Origin of the sequence: Kitasatospora sp. CM 4170, from assembly GCF_032110285.1 — a bacterium.
GTDB lineage: Bacteria > Actinomycetota > Actinomycetes > Streptomycetales > Streptomycetaceae > Kitasatospora > Kitasatospora aburaviensis.
The window spans coordinates 5,012,201-5,028,541 of record NZ_CP134877.1; the positions used below are offsets into that span (position 1 = coordinate 5,012,201).

Below are 16,341 nucleotides of genomic sequence, written 5' to 3' on the forward strand. Positions count from 1 at the left end.
TCGGTTCCTGTCTGCCTTGGACTTGACGGATTCCATCATCGAGGACCGGCAGACCCGCTAGGGTCGCGGCGATGAGCGAGTACCAGTACTACGAGTTCCTGGCGATCGACCGCCCGCTGACCCGCGAGGAACAGGAAGAACTGCGATCGCTGTCGACCCGGGCCCGGATCACCGCGACCAGCTTCACCAACGACTACCAGTGGGGCAACTTTCGAGGCGACCCCAGGCGGATGGTGGAGCGGTACTACGACGCTCACCTCTACCTGACCAACTGGGGCACCCACCAGGTGATCCTGCGCGTGCCCAAGGGACAGCTCACACAGCGAGCGGTGGAGCGGTACTGCTTCGACGAGTGTTTCGAGGCATGGACGACCAAGACCCACCTCATCCTCGACCTGCGCAGTGAGGACGAGAGCGGAGACTGGGACGAGAGTGCCGAGGACTCACTCGGCGCCATCGCCGGGGTACGGGCCGAGCTGGCCTCCGGGGACCATCGAGCCCTGTACCTCGCATGGCTGTCCGGAATCGGCGCATGGGCACTCCAGGACGACGACGAGGAGGCTTACCGGGCAACGGTCGAGCCCCCGGTCCCGGCTGGGCTCGACCGGCTCACCGCGCCGCAGCGAGCGCTCGCGGACTTCCTGCGCGTCGACGCCGACCTGTTGGCGGTCGCCGCCCAGGCCAGCCCGCCCGCCCCCGCCCCTCGGGAGCGGCCCGGGAAGAAGGAGCTGGCCCCGCTGATCGCCGCACTTCCCGAGACGGAGAAGAACGACCTCCTGCTGCGCCTGGCACTGGGCGATGAGCTTCAGCTGGGGGCCGAACTTCTGCGCCGCCTGCGCGGCGAGCCGCCTGTCGCGACGGTGCCGGGGCAGCGCTCCGCCGCCGAATTGCTGGACGCCGCGCACGCACTCGCCACCGAGCGCCGGCAGCGCGCCGAGCGGGTCCGAGCCGAGACGCGGGCAAAGAAGCTGACTACCCTGGCCGCCGACGAGGAAGCGATCTGGCGTGAGGTCGAGAGCCACGTCGCCCGCAAGCAGACGGCCCGCTACGACACCGCCACAGCCCTCCTGGTCGAGCTCCGTGACGCCTGCGACCACGTCGGGCGCGGCCTTGAGTTCCGGCAGCGGCTGGCCGCGCTCCGCGACCGGTACCGGCACCTGCCCGGCCTGCTGCGCCGGCTCGACGACCGGGCCCTGCGGGGCTGACGCCCGTCCGTCAGTTGATCACTTCGATGACGCATCGTGCCCCGGAGCCTCGCTGCAGCTTGGCGTCGCCAGTGACCAGGGGTACGCCCAGATGCTCGGCAAGGGCTACATACGCGGCGTCATATGCGGTGAAGTTGCCGCGGAGCTCCCAGACCCGCGGCAGGAGCTCCGTGTGCTGGGCTCGCAGAATCGGCAATGAGGGCAACAGTCGAAGTGCGCGATCCGCGTCGGCGAACTCGATCTTTCGGCCGAGCAGCAGTCCTCGGATGGCACTCGTGGCCTCGATGTCGATCAGCGCTGGAGCGGCGAGGCGTTCTCCGGAAATCCGGCTCGCGCAGGCCTTCCCGACCGGACCCCGATCAACCAGCGCGGCCACGAGCACGGAGTTGTCGACGACGATCACTCGCCCCGGCCCTCCCGCTGTGCGGCGAGGCGTTCTCCGGAAATCCGGCTCGCGCAGGCCTTCCCGACCGGACCCCGATCAACCAGCGCGGCCACGAGCACGGAGTTGTCGACGACGATCACTCGCCCCGGCCCTCCCGCTGTGCGGCGAGGATGTCGGCCATGGAGACGCTGCTCGACAGGTTCTCGCGGGCGGTGGTCAACACCTCCTCGACGGTGGGCTGCGCAGCCTCCTCCTCAAGTCGTAGCCGGAGGTACTCCTGCAGCGATCGTCCCGACTCGTCTGCGCGCCGACGCAGTATCGCGTAGGCCTCGTCGTTCAGGTTCCTGATCTGCACAGTAGCCATGCATGCATAATAGCGCTGCTCAGCCTTGAATTCAGCGCTATTGCTCTCGGGGTGCGACCGTCCGCTGTGCCGTTGGTGTCAAGAGACACAAAAATGCCCCCGAAGCGATCTGCTTCGAGGGCATCGTGCCTTTTCAGGCGATGTGGCCAGGGCCGGGGTCGAACCGGCGACCTTCCGCTTTTCAGGCGGACGCTCGTACCAACTGAGCTACCTGGCCGTACTGCACCGTCTCTTGCGAGACGAGCGATCCCGACGGGACTTGAACCCGCGACCTCCACCTTGACAGGGTGGCGAGCTAACCAACTGCTCCACGGGACCTTGTGTGGTGTTTCTCCACTAGGTCTTGCGGCACTGCACTTTACTACGGTACTGCGTGCCCCCAACGGGATTCGAACCCGTGCTACCGCCTTGAAAGGGCGGCGTCCTGGGCCACTAGACGATGAGGGCTTGCGGCCTGTCCCGCTGTTTCCAGCGTTCGGGGACGTCGAGAAGCATATGGGATGTCGAGCCGAACGCCAAAACGGCTTTCGGCCGAGTGGTGGGACGGGCGGGACGGATGGGGCGGACCGGTCAGGACCAGCCGAGCTCGTCGAGCTCGTGGTCGTCGAAGCCGAAGTGGTGGGCGACCTCGTGGATCACCGTGGTGCGGACCTCCTCGACCACCTGTTCGCGGGTGTCGCAGTGCCGCAGGGTCGGGCCCAGGTAGATGATGATCCGGTCGGGCAGGACGCCCGCGTACCACTCGCCGCGCTCGGTGAGCGGGGTGCCCTCGTAGAGGCCGAGGAGCTCCGGGTCGGAGGCGTCGGGTTCGTCCTCGACGAAGACCGCGACGTTGTCCATCATGGCCGCGAGCTGCGGGGGAATCTGGTCGAGGGCGTCGCCGACCAGCGTCTCGAACTCTTCCCGGGTCATCTCCACCGGATCATTGTCGGGTCTGGGGTGACGGTGTGCCAGGCGGTCGGCGCCGGTGTTTCATGGGCCTATGACGACCTCGGGCGGCGCGGTGGAGCGTGCGGAACGGCGGGGGCCGGCGCCGGTCCGGCCGGCGCGGCCGCCGGTGCTGCGCGGGCAGGGGCGGGCGGTGGCCGCGGTGGCGCTGGGCGGGGCGGTCGGCGCCGCGGCCAGGTACGGGGCCGGGCTGCTGTGGCCGGCCGGTCCGGCGGCGTTCCCGTGGACCACGCTGGCGGTGAACGTGGTGGGCTGCGCGGTGATCGGGGTGTTCCTGGTGGCCGTCACCGAGGGGCGGCCCGCGCACCCGCTGCTGCGGCCGTTCTTCGGGACCGGGGTGCTGGGCGGGTTCACCACCTTCTCCACCTACGAGGTGGACATCCGGCGGCTGCTGGCCGAGGGGCGGCCGGGGGCCGGAGCGCTCTACCTGGGGCTGACGCTGCTGGCGGCGATGGCCGCGGTGTGGGCGTCGGCCGGGCTGACCCGCGGCCTGATCCGCCGTCTGGCCCGGCGCGGGGAAGGGGTGTCGGGATGACCGGGCGGTCGGACGGGGGACCGGCATCGGGCGGGACGGCGCCGGACGGACCGGCGCCGGACGGGCCGGCGCTGAGCGGGCCGGCGCTGCGGCTCACCGTGCTGGTGGGCGAGAGCGACCGGTGGCACCACCGCCCGCTCTACAGCGAGATCGTGCACCGGGCGCGGGCCGCCGGGCTGGCCGGGGCGAGCGTGTTCCGGGGGATCGAGGGGTTCGGGGCGTCCTCGCTGGTGCACACCGCGCGGCTGCTCTCGCTGAGCGAGGACCTGCCGGTGGCGGTGGTGGTCGTGGACACCGAGGAGCGGGTGCGGGCCTTCCTGCCCCGACTGGACGGGCTGGTGGCGGACGGCCTGGTGGTGCTCGACGCGTGCGAGGTGGTCCGGCCGGGCGCCCGCGGGCGGGGCGCGGAGCAGGAGCGGGGGGCGGGGGAGTGAACTGGTTGCTCGTCGTGGTGGGTGCGGTGGTCGGCGCGCCGCTGCGGTACCTGACCGACCGTGCCGTGCAGTCCCGGCACGACTCGGTGTTCCCCTGGGGCACCTTCGCCGTGAACGCGGGCGGCTGTCTGGTGCTCGGGCTGCTGACCGGTGCGGCGGCGGCCGGCGCGGCGTCCTCGGACGTCCAACTCCTCGTCGGGACGGGGTTCTGCGGTGCGCTGACCACGTACTCGACCTTCTCGTACGAGACGCTGCGGCTGGCCGAGAGCGGTGCCGGGCGGTACGCGCTGGCCAATGTGTTCGGGAGCATCGCGGTGGGGCTGGCGGCCGTCTACGCGGGGGCGGGGCTGGCCTCGGCGCTCTGGGGCTGAGCGGTTCCGGGGCGCCCCGGAACCCCGGCCGGCGGCGCATCGGGCGGAGCCGCCCCGGGACCGCCCCGGGACCGCCCCGGAGCCGGGCCGGTCGGGAGGTTTGAACCGCCGCCGTTGCGCCGGGCGGCTGGCGTCCGGGGCTTCCTGACGGGCCGACCGTGTCCCGCCGGGCCGGGCGCGCGTTGGTCACCACGAGTGGGCCGTGCGCATGGGCGGCCGGGTGGGGCTGTGGAAGAGGGGCTCGGTGGCGGCGATGCGTTCGGTGCGTGCGGTGCGCGAGGTGGGCGCCCGGGAGGGCCGTCCGGCGGTGGTGCGGGCGTTGGCGGTCCGGCGGGCCGAGCCGCGGGCGGTGGCGGTGCGCAGTGGCGTGGTGCGGGCGGCCGCGGTGCTGGCGGTGGCCGGGTTGGGCCTGACGGGCTGCATGTCGGTGGGCCCGGGTGCGGCGGACGGGAAACACGGCACCGTGCCGGTCGGACAGGCCGGGACGCCGGGCCGGGCGGGTGGTTCCGGCGGTACGGCCGCGCCGGGCGGCGGTCACCAGGGCGGGCCGTCCGGGAAGTCGGAGCGTCCCGGGAGCGGATCGGCCGACGGCGCGCGCACGGCGGGCCTGACCCCGACGCCGGGTGCGGCCTCCCCGGGTACCGGCGGCACGGACGGGACGGGCGGCACGGCCGGTCCGAACGATGTGAACGGGTCGGCCGAGGGCGCGGGATCCGCCCCGGGCGCCGTGACGGGCGAGCCCGCGCCCGGAGCGAGCGGATCCGCCGGGGGCGTGAGCGCCGGCACCGCACCTCGTCCGGGCACCGGCTCGTCCGGCGGCGGCGCGACCGGCGGCCCGGCCGGGACCGGCGGTGCCACCGGCCCGGGAGGCGCCGGGGGCGCCGGGGGCACCGGAGGCTCCGGCGGGACCGCGGGCACCGGCGAGGGCCGGTCCGGCGGCGGCTCCGCCACCACCCCGGCGGCGAGCCCGACCACGCGGCCGTCGAGCACCCCGGAGCCCGGGCACACCACCTCCGCCCCGCCCGCGCCGAGCACCCCGGAACCCTCCGCCGGAAGCTCCGGATCTTCGGCCCCGACCGCCGGCCCGGGTGGGCATTAGCAGTCTGGCCAGGGCATTTGCCTCCGATCCCGAGGTTCCTCTATGGTGGTAGATCGTTCGTTTGATCCATTTGACTGGCGCCCTATTCCCATCGGCGCCCTTGGCGCGTTCCGGCGATCCGTGGCTGACCGCATAGAGGCGGTTGTGAAACAGAACCCCGGACTTTGGCGCGTGCCACTTCCGGAAGGTTTTAGATGTCTCTCATTGACGACGCCCGCTTCGCCATGCCCGCGAACGAGTCCGCCGCCGATGCCACCACCCCCGAGGCCGACGCCCGACTGACCGAGGCGGACGCCGCCGAGGTCGTCGCCGAGGCCGCCGAGATCACCGAGGCCGCCGCCGACGAGGCCGCGGAGCCCGCCGAGCCCACCATCACCTTCGGCGACCTGGGCCTGCCGGACGACGTCGTCCGGGCCCTCGCCAAGCGCGGTGTGACCACCCCGTTCCCGATCCAGGCCGCGACCATCCCGGACGCGCTGGCCGGCAAGGACGTCCTGGGCCGCGGCCGTACCGGCTCCGGCAAGACCCTCAGCTTCGGCCTGCCGCTGCTGACCCGCCTCGCCGACGGCGAGCGCACCCGCGCCAAGCACCCCCGCGGTCTGATCCTGGTCCCGACCCGCGAGCTGGCGATGCAGGTCGCCGACGCCCTGGAGCCGTTCGGCTCGGTGCTCGGCCTGCGCCTCAAGGTCGTCTGCGGCGGTACCTCGATGTCCAACCAGATCTACGCGCTGGAGCGCGGTGTCGACGTCCTGGTCGCCACCCCCGGCCGCCTGCGCGACCTGATCAACCGCGGCTCCGCCAAGCTCGACGACGTCCAGGTCGCCGTCCTCGACGAGGCCGACCAGATGGCCGACATGGGCTTCCTGCCCGAGGTCACCGAGATCCTCGACCAGGTGCCGGCCGGCGGCCAGCGCCTGCTGTTCTCCGCCACCCTGGAGAACGAGATCGACACCCTGGTCAAGCGCTACCTGAACAGCCCGGTCACCCACGAGGTCGACCCGTCGGCCGGCGCGGTCACCACCATGACCCACCACATCCTCGTGGTGAAGCCCAAGGACAAGGCGCCGATCACCAACGCGATCGCCGCCCGCAAGGGCCGCACGATCATCTTCGTCCGCACCCAGATGGGCGCCGACCGCGTCGCCGAGCAGCTGATCGAGGCCGGTGTGAAGGCCGACGCGCTGCACGGCGGCATGACCCAGGGCGCCCGCACCCGCGTCCTCGGCGACTTCAAGGACGGCTACGTCAACGTCGTCGTCGCCACCGACGTCGCCGCCCGCGGCATCCACGTCGACGGCATCGACCTGGTCCTCAACGTGGACCCGGCCGGCGACCACAAGGACTACCTGCACCGCTCCGGCCGCACCGCGCGTGCCGGCCGCTCCGGCACCGTCGTCACCCTGGTGCTGCCGCACCAGCGCCGCGGCGTCTTCCGCCTGATGGAGGACGCGGGCGTCGACGCCTCGCGCCACATCCTCGACCACGCCTTCGACGCCGAGGTCGCCCGGATCACCGGCGCCCGCTCGCTGATCGAGGTCCAGGCCGAGAGCGCGGCCGGCATCGCCGGTGCCGCCGAGCGCGAGCTGGCCGACATGACCCGCCAGCTGGAGCGCGCGCAGCGCCGCGCCACCGAGCTGCGCGAGGAGGCCGACCGCCTGGCCGCGCGGGCCGCGCGCGAGCGGGCCGAGCTGGGCATCGAGGACGAGGCGCCGGCCGCCGACGCCGAGGCGGGCGAGACCGCCGAGGCCGCGCAGGCCCCGGCCGAGACCGCCGCGCCGGTGGCCGAGGAGCGCACCCCGTCCTACCGCGAGGCCCGCACCGAGCGCCCGGCGTTCACCCGCGACCGTGACCGTGACGACCGGGGCGGCCGTTCCGGCGGCTTCGGCCGGGACCGTGACCGTGACCGCGGTGGCTTCAACCGTGACCGTGACGACCGTGGTGGCCGTTCCTTCGGCGACCGTGACCGCGGCGGTTTCAACCGTGACCGTGACGACCGCGGCGGCCGTTCCTTCGGCGACCGTGACCGCGGTGGCTTCAACCGTGACCGTGACGACCGCGGCGGCCGTTCCGGCGGCTTCGGTGACCGTCCGGCCCGCTCCTTCGGCGACCGTGACCGTGACCGCGGTGGCTTCAACCGTGACCGTGACGACCGTGGTGGCCGTTCCTTCGGCGACCGTGACCGCGGCGGTTTCAACCGTGACCGTGACGACCGCGGCGGCCGTTCCGGCGGCTTCGGTGACCGTCCGGCCCGCTCCTTCGGCGACCGCCCGTCCTTCGGCCGGGACCGCGACGAGCGCGGCGGCAGCAGCCGTCCGTTCTCGCGCCGCGACGACCACCGCTCCGGTGGCCGCCCGCAGGCCTCCGGTGGCTTCAACCGTGACCGCGACGACCGCGGCGGCCGCTCCGGCGGCTTCAACTCCGGTGGCTTCAACCGCGACGACCGCAAGCCGCGCTGGAAGAACTGACCCGGCCGGCACCGGCTCGACGGGCCCGCTCCACTTCGGTGGGGCGGGCCCGTCCGCGTTCCCGCACCCGTCCGCCCGGGGCGACCGGGGCGGGGCCGGGGCGCTCCGGGGCGCTCCCGACCGCTCGGGCGGGGTTGTTCTGCTGGTGAGAATAACCTGTGGCGCGGAGGCGGCTGCGTCCTCTACGGTCGCGGTCATGAGCAGCAGACTGCATCACGTGGCAGCGGTGAACGAGGAGATCGCCGCGCGGGGGAGCTACCGGGCGACCGGGGGCGAGCTCGTGCAGGTGGGGGAGCGACTGGCCGCGGCCAGGGAGGGGACGGTGTCGTACGCCCCGGAGGCGCTGGACGCGCTGGTCCGGACGGGCGGGCCGGGCCCGCTGGCGGGTGCGGCCGGGGCCGTCGAGGTGACCGCCGAGGGCAGCATCGAGGCGGCCCGGCGGCTGGTCGGGGCCGGCACCGGCCGGGTGGGGGTGCTCAACTTCGCCTCCGCGCGGAACCCGGGGGGCGGCTACCTGCGCGGTGCCCGCGCGCAGGAGGAGGACCTCTGCCGCAGCGCCCTGTTGTACACCTGCCTGCTGGAGGCGCCGGACTACTACGAGGCGCACCGCGCCTCCACCGACCTGCGGTACAGCCACCGGGTGATCGTCTCGCCGGACGTGCCGGTGATCCGGGACGGGAGGGGCGAGCTGCTGGCGCGGCCCTACCCGGTGACCTTCCTCACCTCGCCCGCGCCCAACGCGGGCCAGCTGGAACGGCGTTCGGCCGGGACGGACGTCCGGGGCGTGCTCGCCGAGCGGGCCGTCCGGGTGCTCGCGGCGGCCGCCCGGCACGAGATCCGGACGCTGGTGCTGGGGGCGTGGGGCTGCGGGGTGTTCGGCAACGACCCGGCGCAGGTGGCCGAGGCTTTCGAGGGGGCGCTCGGGCAGTACGGCGCGGCCTTCGAGCGGGTGGTGTTCGCGGTCTGGGACCGCACGCCCGTGTCGGCGAACCGGGCCGCCTTCGAGGCGCGGTTCGGCCCGGCCACCCGCTGACGGCCGGGCGTCCGTCGACGGCCCCGGCGGGCCGCCGGATCAGCCCCTGCGGGCGGTGAGGGCGGTGGCGGCGGTCGAGGCGGCCGCGACCACCCCGGTGACCGCGAAGACTGACGGCCAGGCGCCGATCTTCTTCGCCAGCGGGTGCGAGCCGCCGAACGCGGCCACGTACAGCCCGGTCAGCGCGGCCGCGGTGGCTGCGCCCGAGCGGCGGTGCCACTGCACGGCGGCACCGGCCCCGGCCGCGGCCAGGACCGCGCCGCCCAGCTCACGCCGGCCGCTCCAGCGGGCGACGCCGTAGCCGCCGACCAGGCCGCCTGCCGCGGTGAGCGCCGCGGGCGCCGCGGCCGAGAGCACGTCGGGGATCCTCGCCATGGTCGACTCCACTCCTGTGGGTTCGGCCCGGGGCCGCCGGCCGCTCCGGCTCCTCCGGTCCCCCGACCATAACCCGCCCGCCGGGCCGGCCGATCCGCTCACCCGGGCCGGGCGGGCCGGCCGGTCCGGGACGGGCGGGACGATCCGGCCGACCGCCCCGCCCGGCGCCGGGGTTCAGCGGTATGCCTGCTCGAAGGGGTGCGCGGGCGCCGCCGCGGCGAGCTTGGCCGCGGCCTCGGCGGGGTCCAGCACCCGGTCCAGCCGGAGGTCCCCCGGGACCTGCTGGACGAACCGGCCGGCCGACCAGCTCCGCTCGTACGGCTGCGGGTCCAGCACCAGGGTGCGGACGCCGTCCACCACCGGGATGTCGGCGGGCGTGCCCTCGTTCCAGATCCACGAGCCGTCCGGGGCGAGCAGGTTGAACGCGCCCAGCGCGGTCACCCGGCGCCGGCCGTCGACCTCCGCGGTCCGGCTGAGCGCCACCACCTCCGGGTCGGGGCGGGTCCCCGGCAGGTGGCCGCCGCCGATCAGCAGTTCGGCGAGCAGCGTGTGCAGCTGGAAGTTGTCGGCCAGCCCGTCCATCCGGACCAGGTAGCCGGTGCCGCTCGGACGGTCGAGCACCAGCAGCGGCTCGTCGTCCAGCATCTTCATCAGGTAGAGCAGGCCCTTGAGGTCGTGGTGGCCGTCGCCGTACCGCTCGATCAGCTCGGCCAGGACGTCCGTCACGCCGGAGGCCCGGGCCGAGGTGCGGACGGCGGCGTGCGTGCAGACCGCGAACGAGGCCAGCTGCCACAGGTGCAGCGTCCACCAGCCGATCACCGCGCGATGGGCCGGCCAGGCGTCCGGGGCGTCCGGGTCGGCGATCCGGGCGTGCGCGTGCCCCGGATTGTCGGCGTCCGGGTCGGGGAGCTCCCCGCCGCCGGTCTCCTTCCAGCGTTCGATCAGCAGCAGCGCGCCGGTGAGCGCCTCGCGCAGGCCGGCCAGCACCTGGTCGGCGCAGGCCACCGGGTCGGCGCCGCGCTCCACGCAGGCGCCCACCATCATCGCCAGGTGGGCCCGTTCGAAGGGCGGGGAGTCCGGCAGCAGGGCGGCCAGCCGCGGGCCGACCGCCGCCGACTCGCGCTCCCCGGCGGGTCCGAGCAGCCCGCCCACCAGCCGGAACGCGGCATCGAAGCGTTCCATGTCGGCGACCGCGTTCGCGGCCTCCAGGGCGGCGATCGCGCTGTCGAGGGTCGGCTGCTGACGGTCGGACGGATCCGCGGACCCGTCGGGCGAGGGAATTCGGTCGGACACCATTCGCCGCAGCATAGGCGGCCACCCTGACGGATCGTCCGGCCGGGGTCGCCGGTGCGTCCGGCTGTCGAAAACACCCGCGGGGAGCGGTCGCCGTGCCGCATACTCGCGCGGTGACCGTGCCCCGTGCCCTGCCGGCCCCCCTGGCGGCCGAGGCGGAGCCCGCCCTGCGGGTGGCCCCGCTCGAACTCTTCCTCGACCTCGTCTTCGTCTTCACGATCACCCAGCTCACCGGGAGCCTGGTCCACCACCTCACCCCCGGTGGCCTGGCCCAGGTGGTGGTGATGCTGGCGGTGATCTGGTGGATGTACGACGCGTTCATCTGGCTGACCAACGCCATGCCGCCGACCAGCCACGGCCGCCGCGGCCTGCTGCTGCTGGCGATGGCCGGCTTCCTGGTGATCTCGCTCGCCGTCCCGCACGCCTTCGAGGGCAGCGGCGTCGCCTTCGGCTGGGCGTACCTGTTGGTGGTCGCCGTGCACACCGGGATGTTCGCGGCCTCCGGGGTGGCGCTCGGGCCGGTGCTGCGGATGGGAGGGCTCAACCTGGTCAACACCGGCCTGGTGGTGTCCGGCGGCTACCTCACCGGCACCGCCCAACTCGGCCTCTGGGCCGCCGCCTTCGCCCTGCAGTTCGCGATACCCAGGCTGGTCGACCTGCCGAGCTTCCAGCTCCGCGCCGACCACTTCGTCGAGCGCCACGGCCTCGTCGTGATCATCGCGTTCGGCGAGTCGGTGATCGCCATCGGCGTCGGTGCGGGCACCGCCGACCTCGGCGCCGCGCTGGTCGCAGTCGCCGTGCTCAGCCTGGCCGTCTGCGTGGGCCTCTGGTGGGCGTACTTCGGCCACGACGACGACAGCCGCGCCGAGCACCACATGGCGGCGCTGCCCTCGGACCGCCGCAACCTGCTCGCGGTCAGCGTCTACAACCTGGGGCACTACGGGCTGCTGCTCGGTGTGCTGCTCTTCGCGACCGGGGTGAAGTCCGCGGTCGCCCACCCGGGCGCGCCGATCACCCCCGCGCAGGCCGGCGCCCTGGCCGGCGGGGTCGCGCTCTTCCTCGCGGTCAACACCGCGATCCGCCGCAGCTTCGCGCTGACCCCCAACCTGCCGCGGCTGCTCGCCGCCGGTCTGCTGGTGGCGGCCGTCCCGCTGGGTACGGGGGTGTCGGCGCTGGCGGAGGTGGCCGCCGTGGCGGCCGTGCTCGGCGGGGCCTTCGGCTACGAGGCCGCGCGGCTCCGGGGCCGGTCGGTGCTCGGTGGCAGACTCGCACCGTGACGGACTACGCGATCAAGGACGGCCTCTACCGGGTGCGCAACGTCGGCAGCAACCTGCTGCTGGAGGTCGCCGACGGGAGCCGCCGCAGCGGTGCCAAGGTCGGGCTGGGCGTGGACGACGGCTCGGACGCCCAGCTCTGGCGCTTCACCGCCGTCCACGCGGGCGGGGCGCTCTTCCACGTCGAGAACGCCGGCAGTGGCAAGCGGCTCGACGTCACCGGGGCCTCCACGGAGGACGGCGTCCCGATCCAGCAGTGGTCGGCCAATGCCTTCGGCGCCCAGGAGTGGCTGCTCGAACACCACCTCGACGCCCCCGGCACCTACACCCTGGTCAGCTTCATCGCCGGCAAGCCGCTGACGGCCAACGCCCAGGGCGAGCCGGTCGAGCAGCGGGAGGACCAGGACTCCCCGGCGCAGTGGTGGCGCCTGGAGCCGCAGGGGTAGGGGTCGGGGGCCGCCCCGGTCCGGGACCGGGGCGACCCCGGGACCTCAGGCCGAGAGGTTGTCGCGGAGGGCGGCGAGGTCCTCGTCGGTGGTGCCGTGGGCCCGGAGGTAGTCGGCGATGGAGCCGTGGTTGGTCCGGATCCACGTGAGCGAGGAGGCCAGCAGCGGCGCGGAGATGGGGCGGGAGATCCGCTCGGCGCCGGTCTCGTCGATGTAGGGCGTCGGGCCGTCGAGCAGGCCGAGGCCGGCGTTGGAGAGCAGGTAGTCGGCCATGACGTCGGCGTCGGAGGCACCGAGGAGGGACTGCACGACGGCGATGGTCAGGCCGGTGCGGTCCTTGCCGACGGCGCAGTGGACGACCGCCGGGACGCCTCCCGGGGCGCCGAGCCGGCGGACGGCGGCGACCAGGGACGGGCCGCCCGTCTGGGCCATGAACGGGTAGAGCTCGGCCTGGTCCTCGGGCCAGGGGCGGTCGGTGTCCTCCCGGTTGGCCGGGAGGGTGGGGAGGTTGACCGCCTCGTGGTCGAGGCCGTGCCGCAGGTCAGGCCAGACCTCCAGCTCGAACGGGCTGCGCAGGTCGATCACCAGGCGCAGGCCGAGCGCCTTGAGGCGCTGGGCGCCCTCCGGGGCGAGGGCGTGGAAGGACCCGGAGCGGTAGAGCACCCCCTTGCGCAGGGTGCCGACGCCGCCGGCGTCACGGAAGTTGCGGACACCGGGGATGTCGATGAAGGCGGACGGCAGGTCGGGTTCACGGTCCGGCAAGGCGTCGGTCATGCGCTCCACCGTACGGGCGGGAGCGGCGCCGCGGGAAGGAAACGGAACACGAGGTCTCGGTGTCCGTGTCCCCGCGCCCGCACCCGGCTGCCGTCGGCGCTACCGGGCCCGCACCCCGGTTGCCGTGGGCGCCGGCCGGGCCCGGCCTCAGCGTCCGCCGGAGACGTCCAGGAAGCCGCCGGTCATGTACGAGGAGGCCGGGGAGAGCAGGAAGAGGATCGCCTCGGCGACCTCCTCCGGCTGCCCGCCGCGCCGCATCGGCAGGTCGGGGGCGACCCGGTCCACCCGGCCGGGCTCGCCACCCAGGGCGTGGATGTCGGTGTGGATCAGGCCCGGGCGGACGGCGTTGACCCGGATGCCCTCGGCGGCGACCTCCAGGGCCAGCCCGCGGGTCATCGAGTCGACGGCGCCCTTGGCGGCCGCGTAGTCCACGTACTCGTTCGGCGAGCCGAGCCGGGCGGCGGCGGAGGAGACGTTGACGATCACGCCGCCGGCCCCGCCGTACCGGGTGGACATCCGGCGGACGGCCTGGGCGGCGCAGAGGAAGGGGGCGGTGATGTTGGCGGCCCAGATCCGGTTCAGCCGGTCCTCGTCGACCTCCTCCAGCCGGCACTGCCGCTCCAGCGTTCCGGCGTTGTTCACCAGGGCGGTGAGCGGGCCGAGTTCGGTGTCGACGGCGGTGAACAGCCGCTCGACCTCGGCGGTGCGGGTGACGTCGGCCCGGACGGCCACGGCGGTGCCGCCCTCGGCCCGGATCGCGCCGACCACCGAGGCCGCCGAGGCCTCGTCGCTGCGGTAGTTGACGCAGACCCGGTAGCCGCGGCGCCCGGCGAGCAGTGCGGTGGCGGCGCCGATCCCGCGCCCGCCGCCGGTGACGAGGAGGACTTCGGTGCGGGCCGGGGCCGTCGAGTCGGTCATGCCCCGCACGGTACTCCGTCCGCGCCGGCCAGGCCCCGTCTCACGGCCCGGCGTCACCGCCCTGCGGCCCGGCCCCGCCGTCACGCGCCGGACGTGGTCGCCGCCGCCCGCAGGGCCGCGATCTTCGGCGCCCGACTCCTCGGCGAGTCCAGGCTGAACCCGCGCGCGTCCCCCAGCTGGTCGCGGACGAAGGCCTCGGTCCGGGCCACGGCCGCCCGCAGTTCGGCGTCGGGCGGCACGAAGGACTGGTGGACGATCTCGGCCCGCTCGACGTCGTACTCCCAGAAACCGACGATCCGGCCCCGGTCCAGCACGATGTGGGTCTGCGGATCGGCCTCGCTGCCGAAGCTGCGCCCGGCCTTCCCGGCCCTGCCGGACGGCAGCTGCCGGACCGCGTCGGCCGGGTCGACCAGCCGGGGCAGGTCGCGGTGGAGCAGGTGGATGCCGTCGATGCCGGCCAGCAGCGTGTAGCACGGCTCCGCCGGGACGGTGAACTCGGCGAACTCCTCGACGAGTTCGGGGAGGATCAGCAGCCCGTCGCCGGCCGGCCCGCCCGGCAGCGGGACGATCCCGGCCTCGGCGACGGCCCGCCGGGCGGTCGCCGCGGTGAAGCCGGAGAACCAGCGGAAGTGCCCGAGGTTCGCCGGGCCGGCCCAGGTGAAGTAACGCCGGGCGAGGTCGACCGCGTCGCCGGCGACCGGCTGGTCCCACCCGAGGTAGCCGTAACGCTGTTGGTCCAGGCGGCCGTTGACCGGCACCCGGCGGATCTGGCCGCGCGACTGCATCAGCCCGAGGGCCAGCGGCAGGGTGGTGGAGAGGCCGCGCTTCTTCCCGGCCTCGCCCAGCGACCGGACGGCGCCGCCGACCGCCACCCGGAGCGCGGCCGGGTCCTGCGGTGCGTCCGGGGCTGCGGCGAGGGCGCGGCCGACGGCCAGGCAGAGCTTCTCCACCTCGTCCCGGCCGACCCCGAGGTGCTTCTCGGCGCCGGCCAACTCGCCTGCGGGGGCGGCCGCTCCGGCCGCCAGGGCGAGGGCGAAGTCGGTGGCCGGCACCACGTAGGTGCAGCCGCGTGCGGCAGGCAGCTCGTGCACCGCCAGCCCGGCGATCGCCGCGTCCACCGTCCGCCGGTCCAGTCCGGCCCGCGCGAACAGCCCGAGGTAGGGTGCCGCGCCGCCCACCGAGCGGGCCCAGCCGGTGGCGGCCAGGACCTCGGCCGCGGAGGCGCCGCGGTGGGCGCCGTCCAGCCACTGCCGGTGCGCCCACCAGGCCCGCAGCTTCTCGGGGGTGACGTCGGGCGCCGTGCCGGGCGCCGCGCCGGGTGCGGCGCCGTGGGTGACGCCGGGCGGGGCCGTGGAGGCGGCCTCGGGGTTCCGTGGGGTGCCGTTCGCCTTCGCCATGCGGCCAGTATCGGTCCAGGGCCGCCACCGGGTGGGAATTCGCTCGCCCGGCGCGGCCCGGGCACGGCACACTCCTCTGACCGCGCGGCGCACCGACCGCACCGCGCACCGACCGCACCGCGCACCGACCGCACCGCGCACCGACCGCACCGCGCACCGACCGCGCCCCGCGCGATCCCGACCGAGACCGTCCAGACCGGAGGAGACCCATGCCCACCGCACCCGGCACCGCCCTGCTCCCCGGCCCCACCGGGCTCCCCGCCGCCGACCTCCCCGGCACCGTCCTGCTCTCCGGCATCGTCGGCTCGACCGCGTACGGCTTCGCCCACGCCGGCTCCGACACCGACCGGCTCGGCCTCTTCGCCGCCCCCACCGAGGAGTTCCACGGCCTGCACCGCCCGGCCGAGTCCCGCGTCACCACCGAGCCCGACCTCACCCTCCACGAGGCCGCCAAGTGGTGCCGCCTCGCGCTCACCTGCAACCCGACCGCCTCCGAACTGGCCTGGCTCCCCGACGACCTGTACGAGGTGCGGAGCCCGCTCGGCGAGGAGCTGATCGCGATCCGCACCTCCTTCCTGAGCGCGAAGGCCGTCCGCAACTCCTACCTCGGCTACGCCGACCAGCAGTTCCGCAAGCTGCTGACCCGGGACACCGCCGACCCGGCCGCCCGCCGCCGGGCGGCCAAGCACGCCCGGCACCTGGTCCGGCTGGTGGAGCAGGGCGTGCGGCTGCACGAGACCGGCGAGAACGTCGTCCGCCTCGCCGAGCCCGAGCGCGTCCGCGAGCTCGGCGAGCGCATCGCGGACCGCCCCGCTCTGGCCGAACCACTGCTCGCCGACGCCGCCGAGCGCCTCTCCCGGGCCGGTGTGCTGCCCGCGGAGCCCGACCCGCGCCCGGCCGAGGCCTGGCTGCGCCGGGTGCGCGCCGCGCACTGGACGCCGCCGGTCCCGCCGGCCCGCTGAGCCCGGCGCGCCCCGCAATCCACTGGCGGAGCCCTGGGCCCCACCGGGTAGGATCGCCGTGGC

General features: G+C 74.7%; 18 protein-coding genes and 3 tRNA genes. 9 read left to right on the forward strand and 12 right to left on the reverse strand.

Features of this window, described 5'->3' with window-relative positions; translation table 11 throughout:
* The first annotated feature begins 71 nt into the window (after positions 1-71).
* Positions 72-1,205, forward strand: a complete 1,134-nt coding sequence (locus RMN57_RS21350) for a hypothetical protein (protein ID WP_313764952.1) — start codon at positions 72-74, stop codon at positions 1,203-1,205.
* A gap of 10 nt (positions 1,206-1,215) precedes the next feature.
* Here the strand turns inward: RMN57_RS21350 and RMN57_RS21355 are convergent, their stop codons facing one another.
* From RMN57_RS21355 to RMN57_RS21380, 6 genes are all read right to left on the reverse strand, one after another.
* Positions 1,216-1,608, reverse strand: coding sequence for a type II toxin-antitoxin system VapC family toxin (locus RMN57_RS21355; protein WP_313764953.1), 393 nt, complete (start codon positions 1,606-1,608; stop codon positions 1,216-1,218).
* A 118-nt stretch (positions 1,609-1,726) separates the two neighbouring features.
* Positions 1,727-1,954 (reverse strand): FitA-like ribbon-helix-helix domain-containing protein, encoded by a 228-nt coding sequence (locus RMN57_RS21360; protein WP_195911043.1) that lies wholly within the window; start codon positions 1,952-1,954, stop codon positions 1,727-1,729.
* Positions 1,955-2,097: 143 nt separating this feature from the next.
* Positions 2,098-2,171: transfer RNA gene (locus RMN57_RS21365), tRNA-Phe, on the reverse strand.
* 27 nt (positions 2,172-2,198) lie between these two features.
* A tRNA-Asp gene (locus tag RMN57_RS21370) sits at positions 2,199-2,272 on the reverse strand.
* Positions 2,273-2,328: 56 nt separating this feature from the next.
* Positions 2,329-2,401 (reverse strand) — tRNA-Glu (locus RMN57_RS21375).
* A 123-nt stretch (positions 2,402-2,524) separates the two neighbouring features.
* The gene (locus RMN57_RS21380) at positions 2,525-2,866 is read right to left on the reverse strand and encodes a metallopeptidase family protein (RefSeq protein ID WP_313767903.1); all 342 of its coding nucleotides are present in this window, start codon (positions 2,864-2,866) and stop codon (positions 2,525-2,527) included.
* A gap of 70 nt (positions 2,867-2,936) precedes the next feature.
* Here RMN57_RS21380 and crcB (RMN57_RS21385) point away from each other — a divergent pair, with 70 nt between their 5' ends.
* From crcB (RMN57_RS21385) to crcB (RMN57_RS21395), 3 genes are read left to right on the forward strand one after another with little or no spacing between them, the layout of a single operon-like run.
* Positions 2,937-3,437, forward strand: coding sequence for a fluoride efflux transporter CrcB (crcB, locus tag RMN57_RS21385; RefSeq protein ID WP_313764954.1), 501 nt, complete (start codon positions 2,937-2,939; stop codon positions 3,435-3,437).
* Positions 3,434-3,871, forward strand: coding sequence for a DUF190 domain-containing protein (locus RMN57_RS21390; protein WP_313764955.1), 438 nt, complete (start codon positions 3,434-3,436; stop codon positions 3,869-3,871). Before crcB (RMN57_RS21385) ends, RMN57_RS21390 begins: the two co-directional genes overlap by 4 nt.
* Positions 3,868-4,242: a fluoride efflux transporter CrcB gene (gene crcB, locus RMN57_RS21395; RefSeq protein ID WP_313764956.1), complete on the forward strand. Its 375-nt coding sequence runs from the start codon at positions 3,868-3,870 to the stop codon at positions 4,240-4,242. The genes RMN57_RS21390 and crcB (RMN57_RS21395) overlap by 4 nt, the downstream gene beginning before the upstream one ends.
* Positions 4,243-4,428: 186 nt before the next feature.
* Here the strand turns inward: crcB (RMN57_RS21395) and RMN57_RS21400 are convergent, their stop codons facing one another.
* Entirely contained in the window at positions 4,429-4,665 is a 237-nt protein-coding gene (locus RMN57_RS21400; protein WP_313764957.1) for a hypothetical protein, read from the reverse strand.
* 870 nt (positions 4,666-5,535) lie between these two features.
* Between RMN57_RS21400 and RMN57_RS21405 the strand changes: the two genes are divergently transcribed.
* The gene (locus tag RMN57_RS21405) at positions 5,536-7,806 is read left to right on the forward strand and encodes a DEAD/DEAH box helicase (RefSeq protein WP_313764958.1); all 2,271 of its coding nucleotides are present in this window, start codon (positions 5,536-5,538) and stop codon (positions 7,804-7,806) included.
* Between the two features lie 196 nt (positions 7,807-8,002).
* Positions 8,003-8,839: a TIGR02452 family protein gene (locus RMN57_RS21410; RefSeq protein WP_313764959.1), complete on the forward strand. Its 837-nt coding sequence runs from the start codon at positions 8,003-8,005 to the stop codon at positions 8,837-8,839.
* 39 nt (positions 8,840-8,878) lie between these two features.
* Here RMN57_RS21410 and RMN57_RS21415 read toward each other — a convergent pair whose 3' ends face one another.
* The gene (locus RMN57_RS21415) at positions 8,879-9,214 is read right to left on the reverse strand and encodes a hypothetical protein (protein WP_313764960.1); all 336 of its coding nucleotides are present in this window, start codon (positions 9,212-9,214) and stop codon (positions 8,879-8,881) included.
* Positions 9,215-9,388: 174 nt separating this feature from the next.
* A complete protein-coding gene (locus tag RMN57_RS21420) occupies positions 9,389-10,510 on the reverse strand; it encodes a hypothetical protein (RefSeq protein ID WP_313764961.1) in 1,122 nt (373 codons plus the stop codon).
* 110 nt (positions 10,511-10,620) lie between these two features.
* Here RMN57_RS21420 and RMN57_RS21425 point away from each other — a divergent pair, with 110 nt between their 5' ends.
* Together RMN57_RS21425 and RMN57_RS21430 are read left to right on the forward strand one after the other, a co-directional pair.
* Positions 10,621-11,784 carry a low temperature requirement protein A gene (locus RMN57_RS21425; protein WP_313764962.1) on the forward strand — a complete coding sequence of 388 codons (1,164 nt, stop codon included), beginning with the start codon at positions 10,621-10,623 and terminating at the stop codon, positions 11,782-11,784.
* A complete protein-coding gene (locus RMN57_RS21430; RefSeq protein WP_313764963.1) occupies positions 11,781-12,227 on the forward strand; it encodes an RICIN domain-containing protein in 447 nt (148 codons plus the stop codon). The genes RMN57_RS21425 and RMN57_RS21430 overlap by 4 nt, the downstream gene beginning before the upstream one ends.
* A 45-nt stretch (positions 12,228-12,272) precedes the next feature.
* Here RMN57_RS21430 and RMN57_RS21435 read toward each other — a convergent pair whose 3' ends face one another.
* The 3 genes from RMN57_RS21435 to RMN57_RS21445 all read right to left on the reverse strand — a co-directional run bounded on the left by RMN57_RS21435 (position 12,273) and on the right by RMN57_RS21445 (position 15,316).
* Complete coding sequence (locus RMN57_RS21435) at positions 12,273-13,001, reverse strand: tyrosine-protein phosphatase (protein ID WP_313764964.1); 729 nt, start codon at positions 12,999-13,001, stop codon at positions 12,273-12,275.
* A 147-nt stretch (positions 13,002-13,148) separates the two neighbouring features.
* Positions 13,149-13,919, reverse strand: coding sequence for an SDR family oxidoreductase (locus RMN57_RS21440; protein ID WP_313764965.1), 771 nt, complete (start codon positions 13,917-13,919; stop codon positions 13,149-13,151).
* An 80-nt stretch (positions 13,920-13,999) separates the two neighbouring features.
* Positions 14,000-15,316 (reverse strand): DNA glycosylase AlkZ-like family protein, encoded by a 1,317-nt coding sequence (locus RMN57_RS21445; RefSeq protein ID WP_313764966.1) that lies wholly within the window; start codon positions 15,314-15,316, stop codon positions 14,000-14,002.
* 209 nt (positions 15,317-15,525) lie between these two features.
* Here RMN57_RS21445 and RMN57_RS21450 point away from each other — a divergent pair, with 209 nt between their 5' ends.
* Positions 15,526-16,278: a DNA polymerase beta superfamily protein gene (locus tag RMN57_RS21450; RefSeq protein ID WP_313764967.1), complete on the forward strand. Its 753-nt coding sequence runs from the start codon at positions 15,526-15,528 to the stop codon at positions 16,276-16,278.
* Positions 16,279-16,341 lie beyond the last annotated feature (63 nt).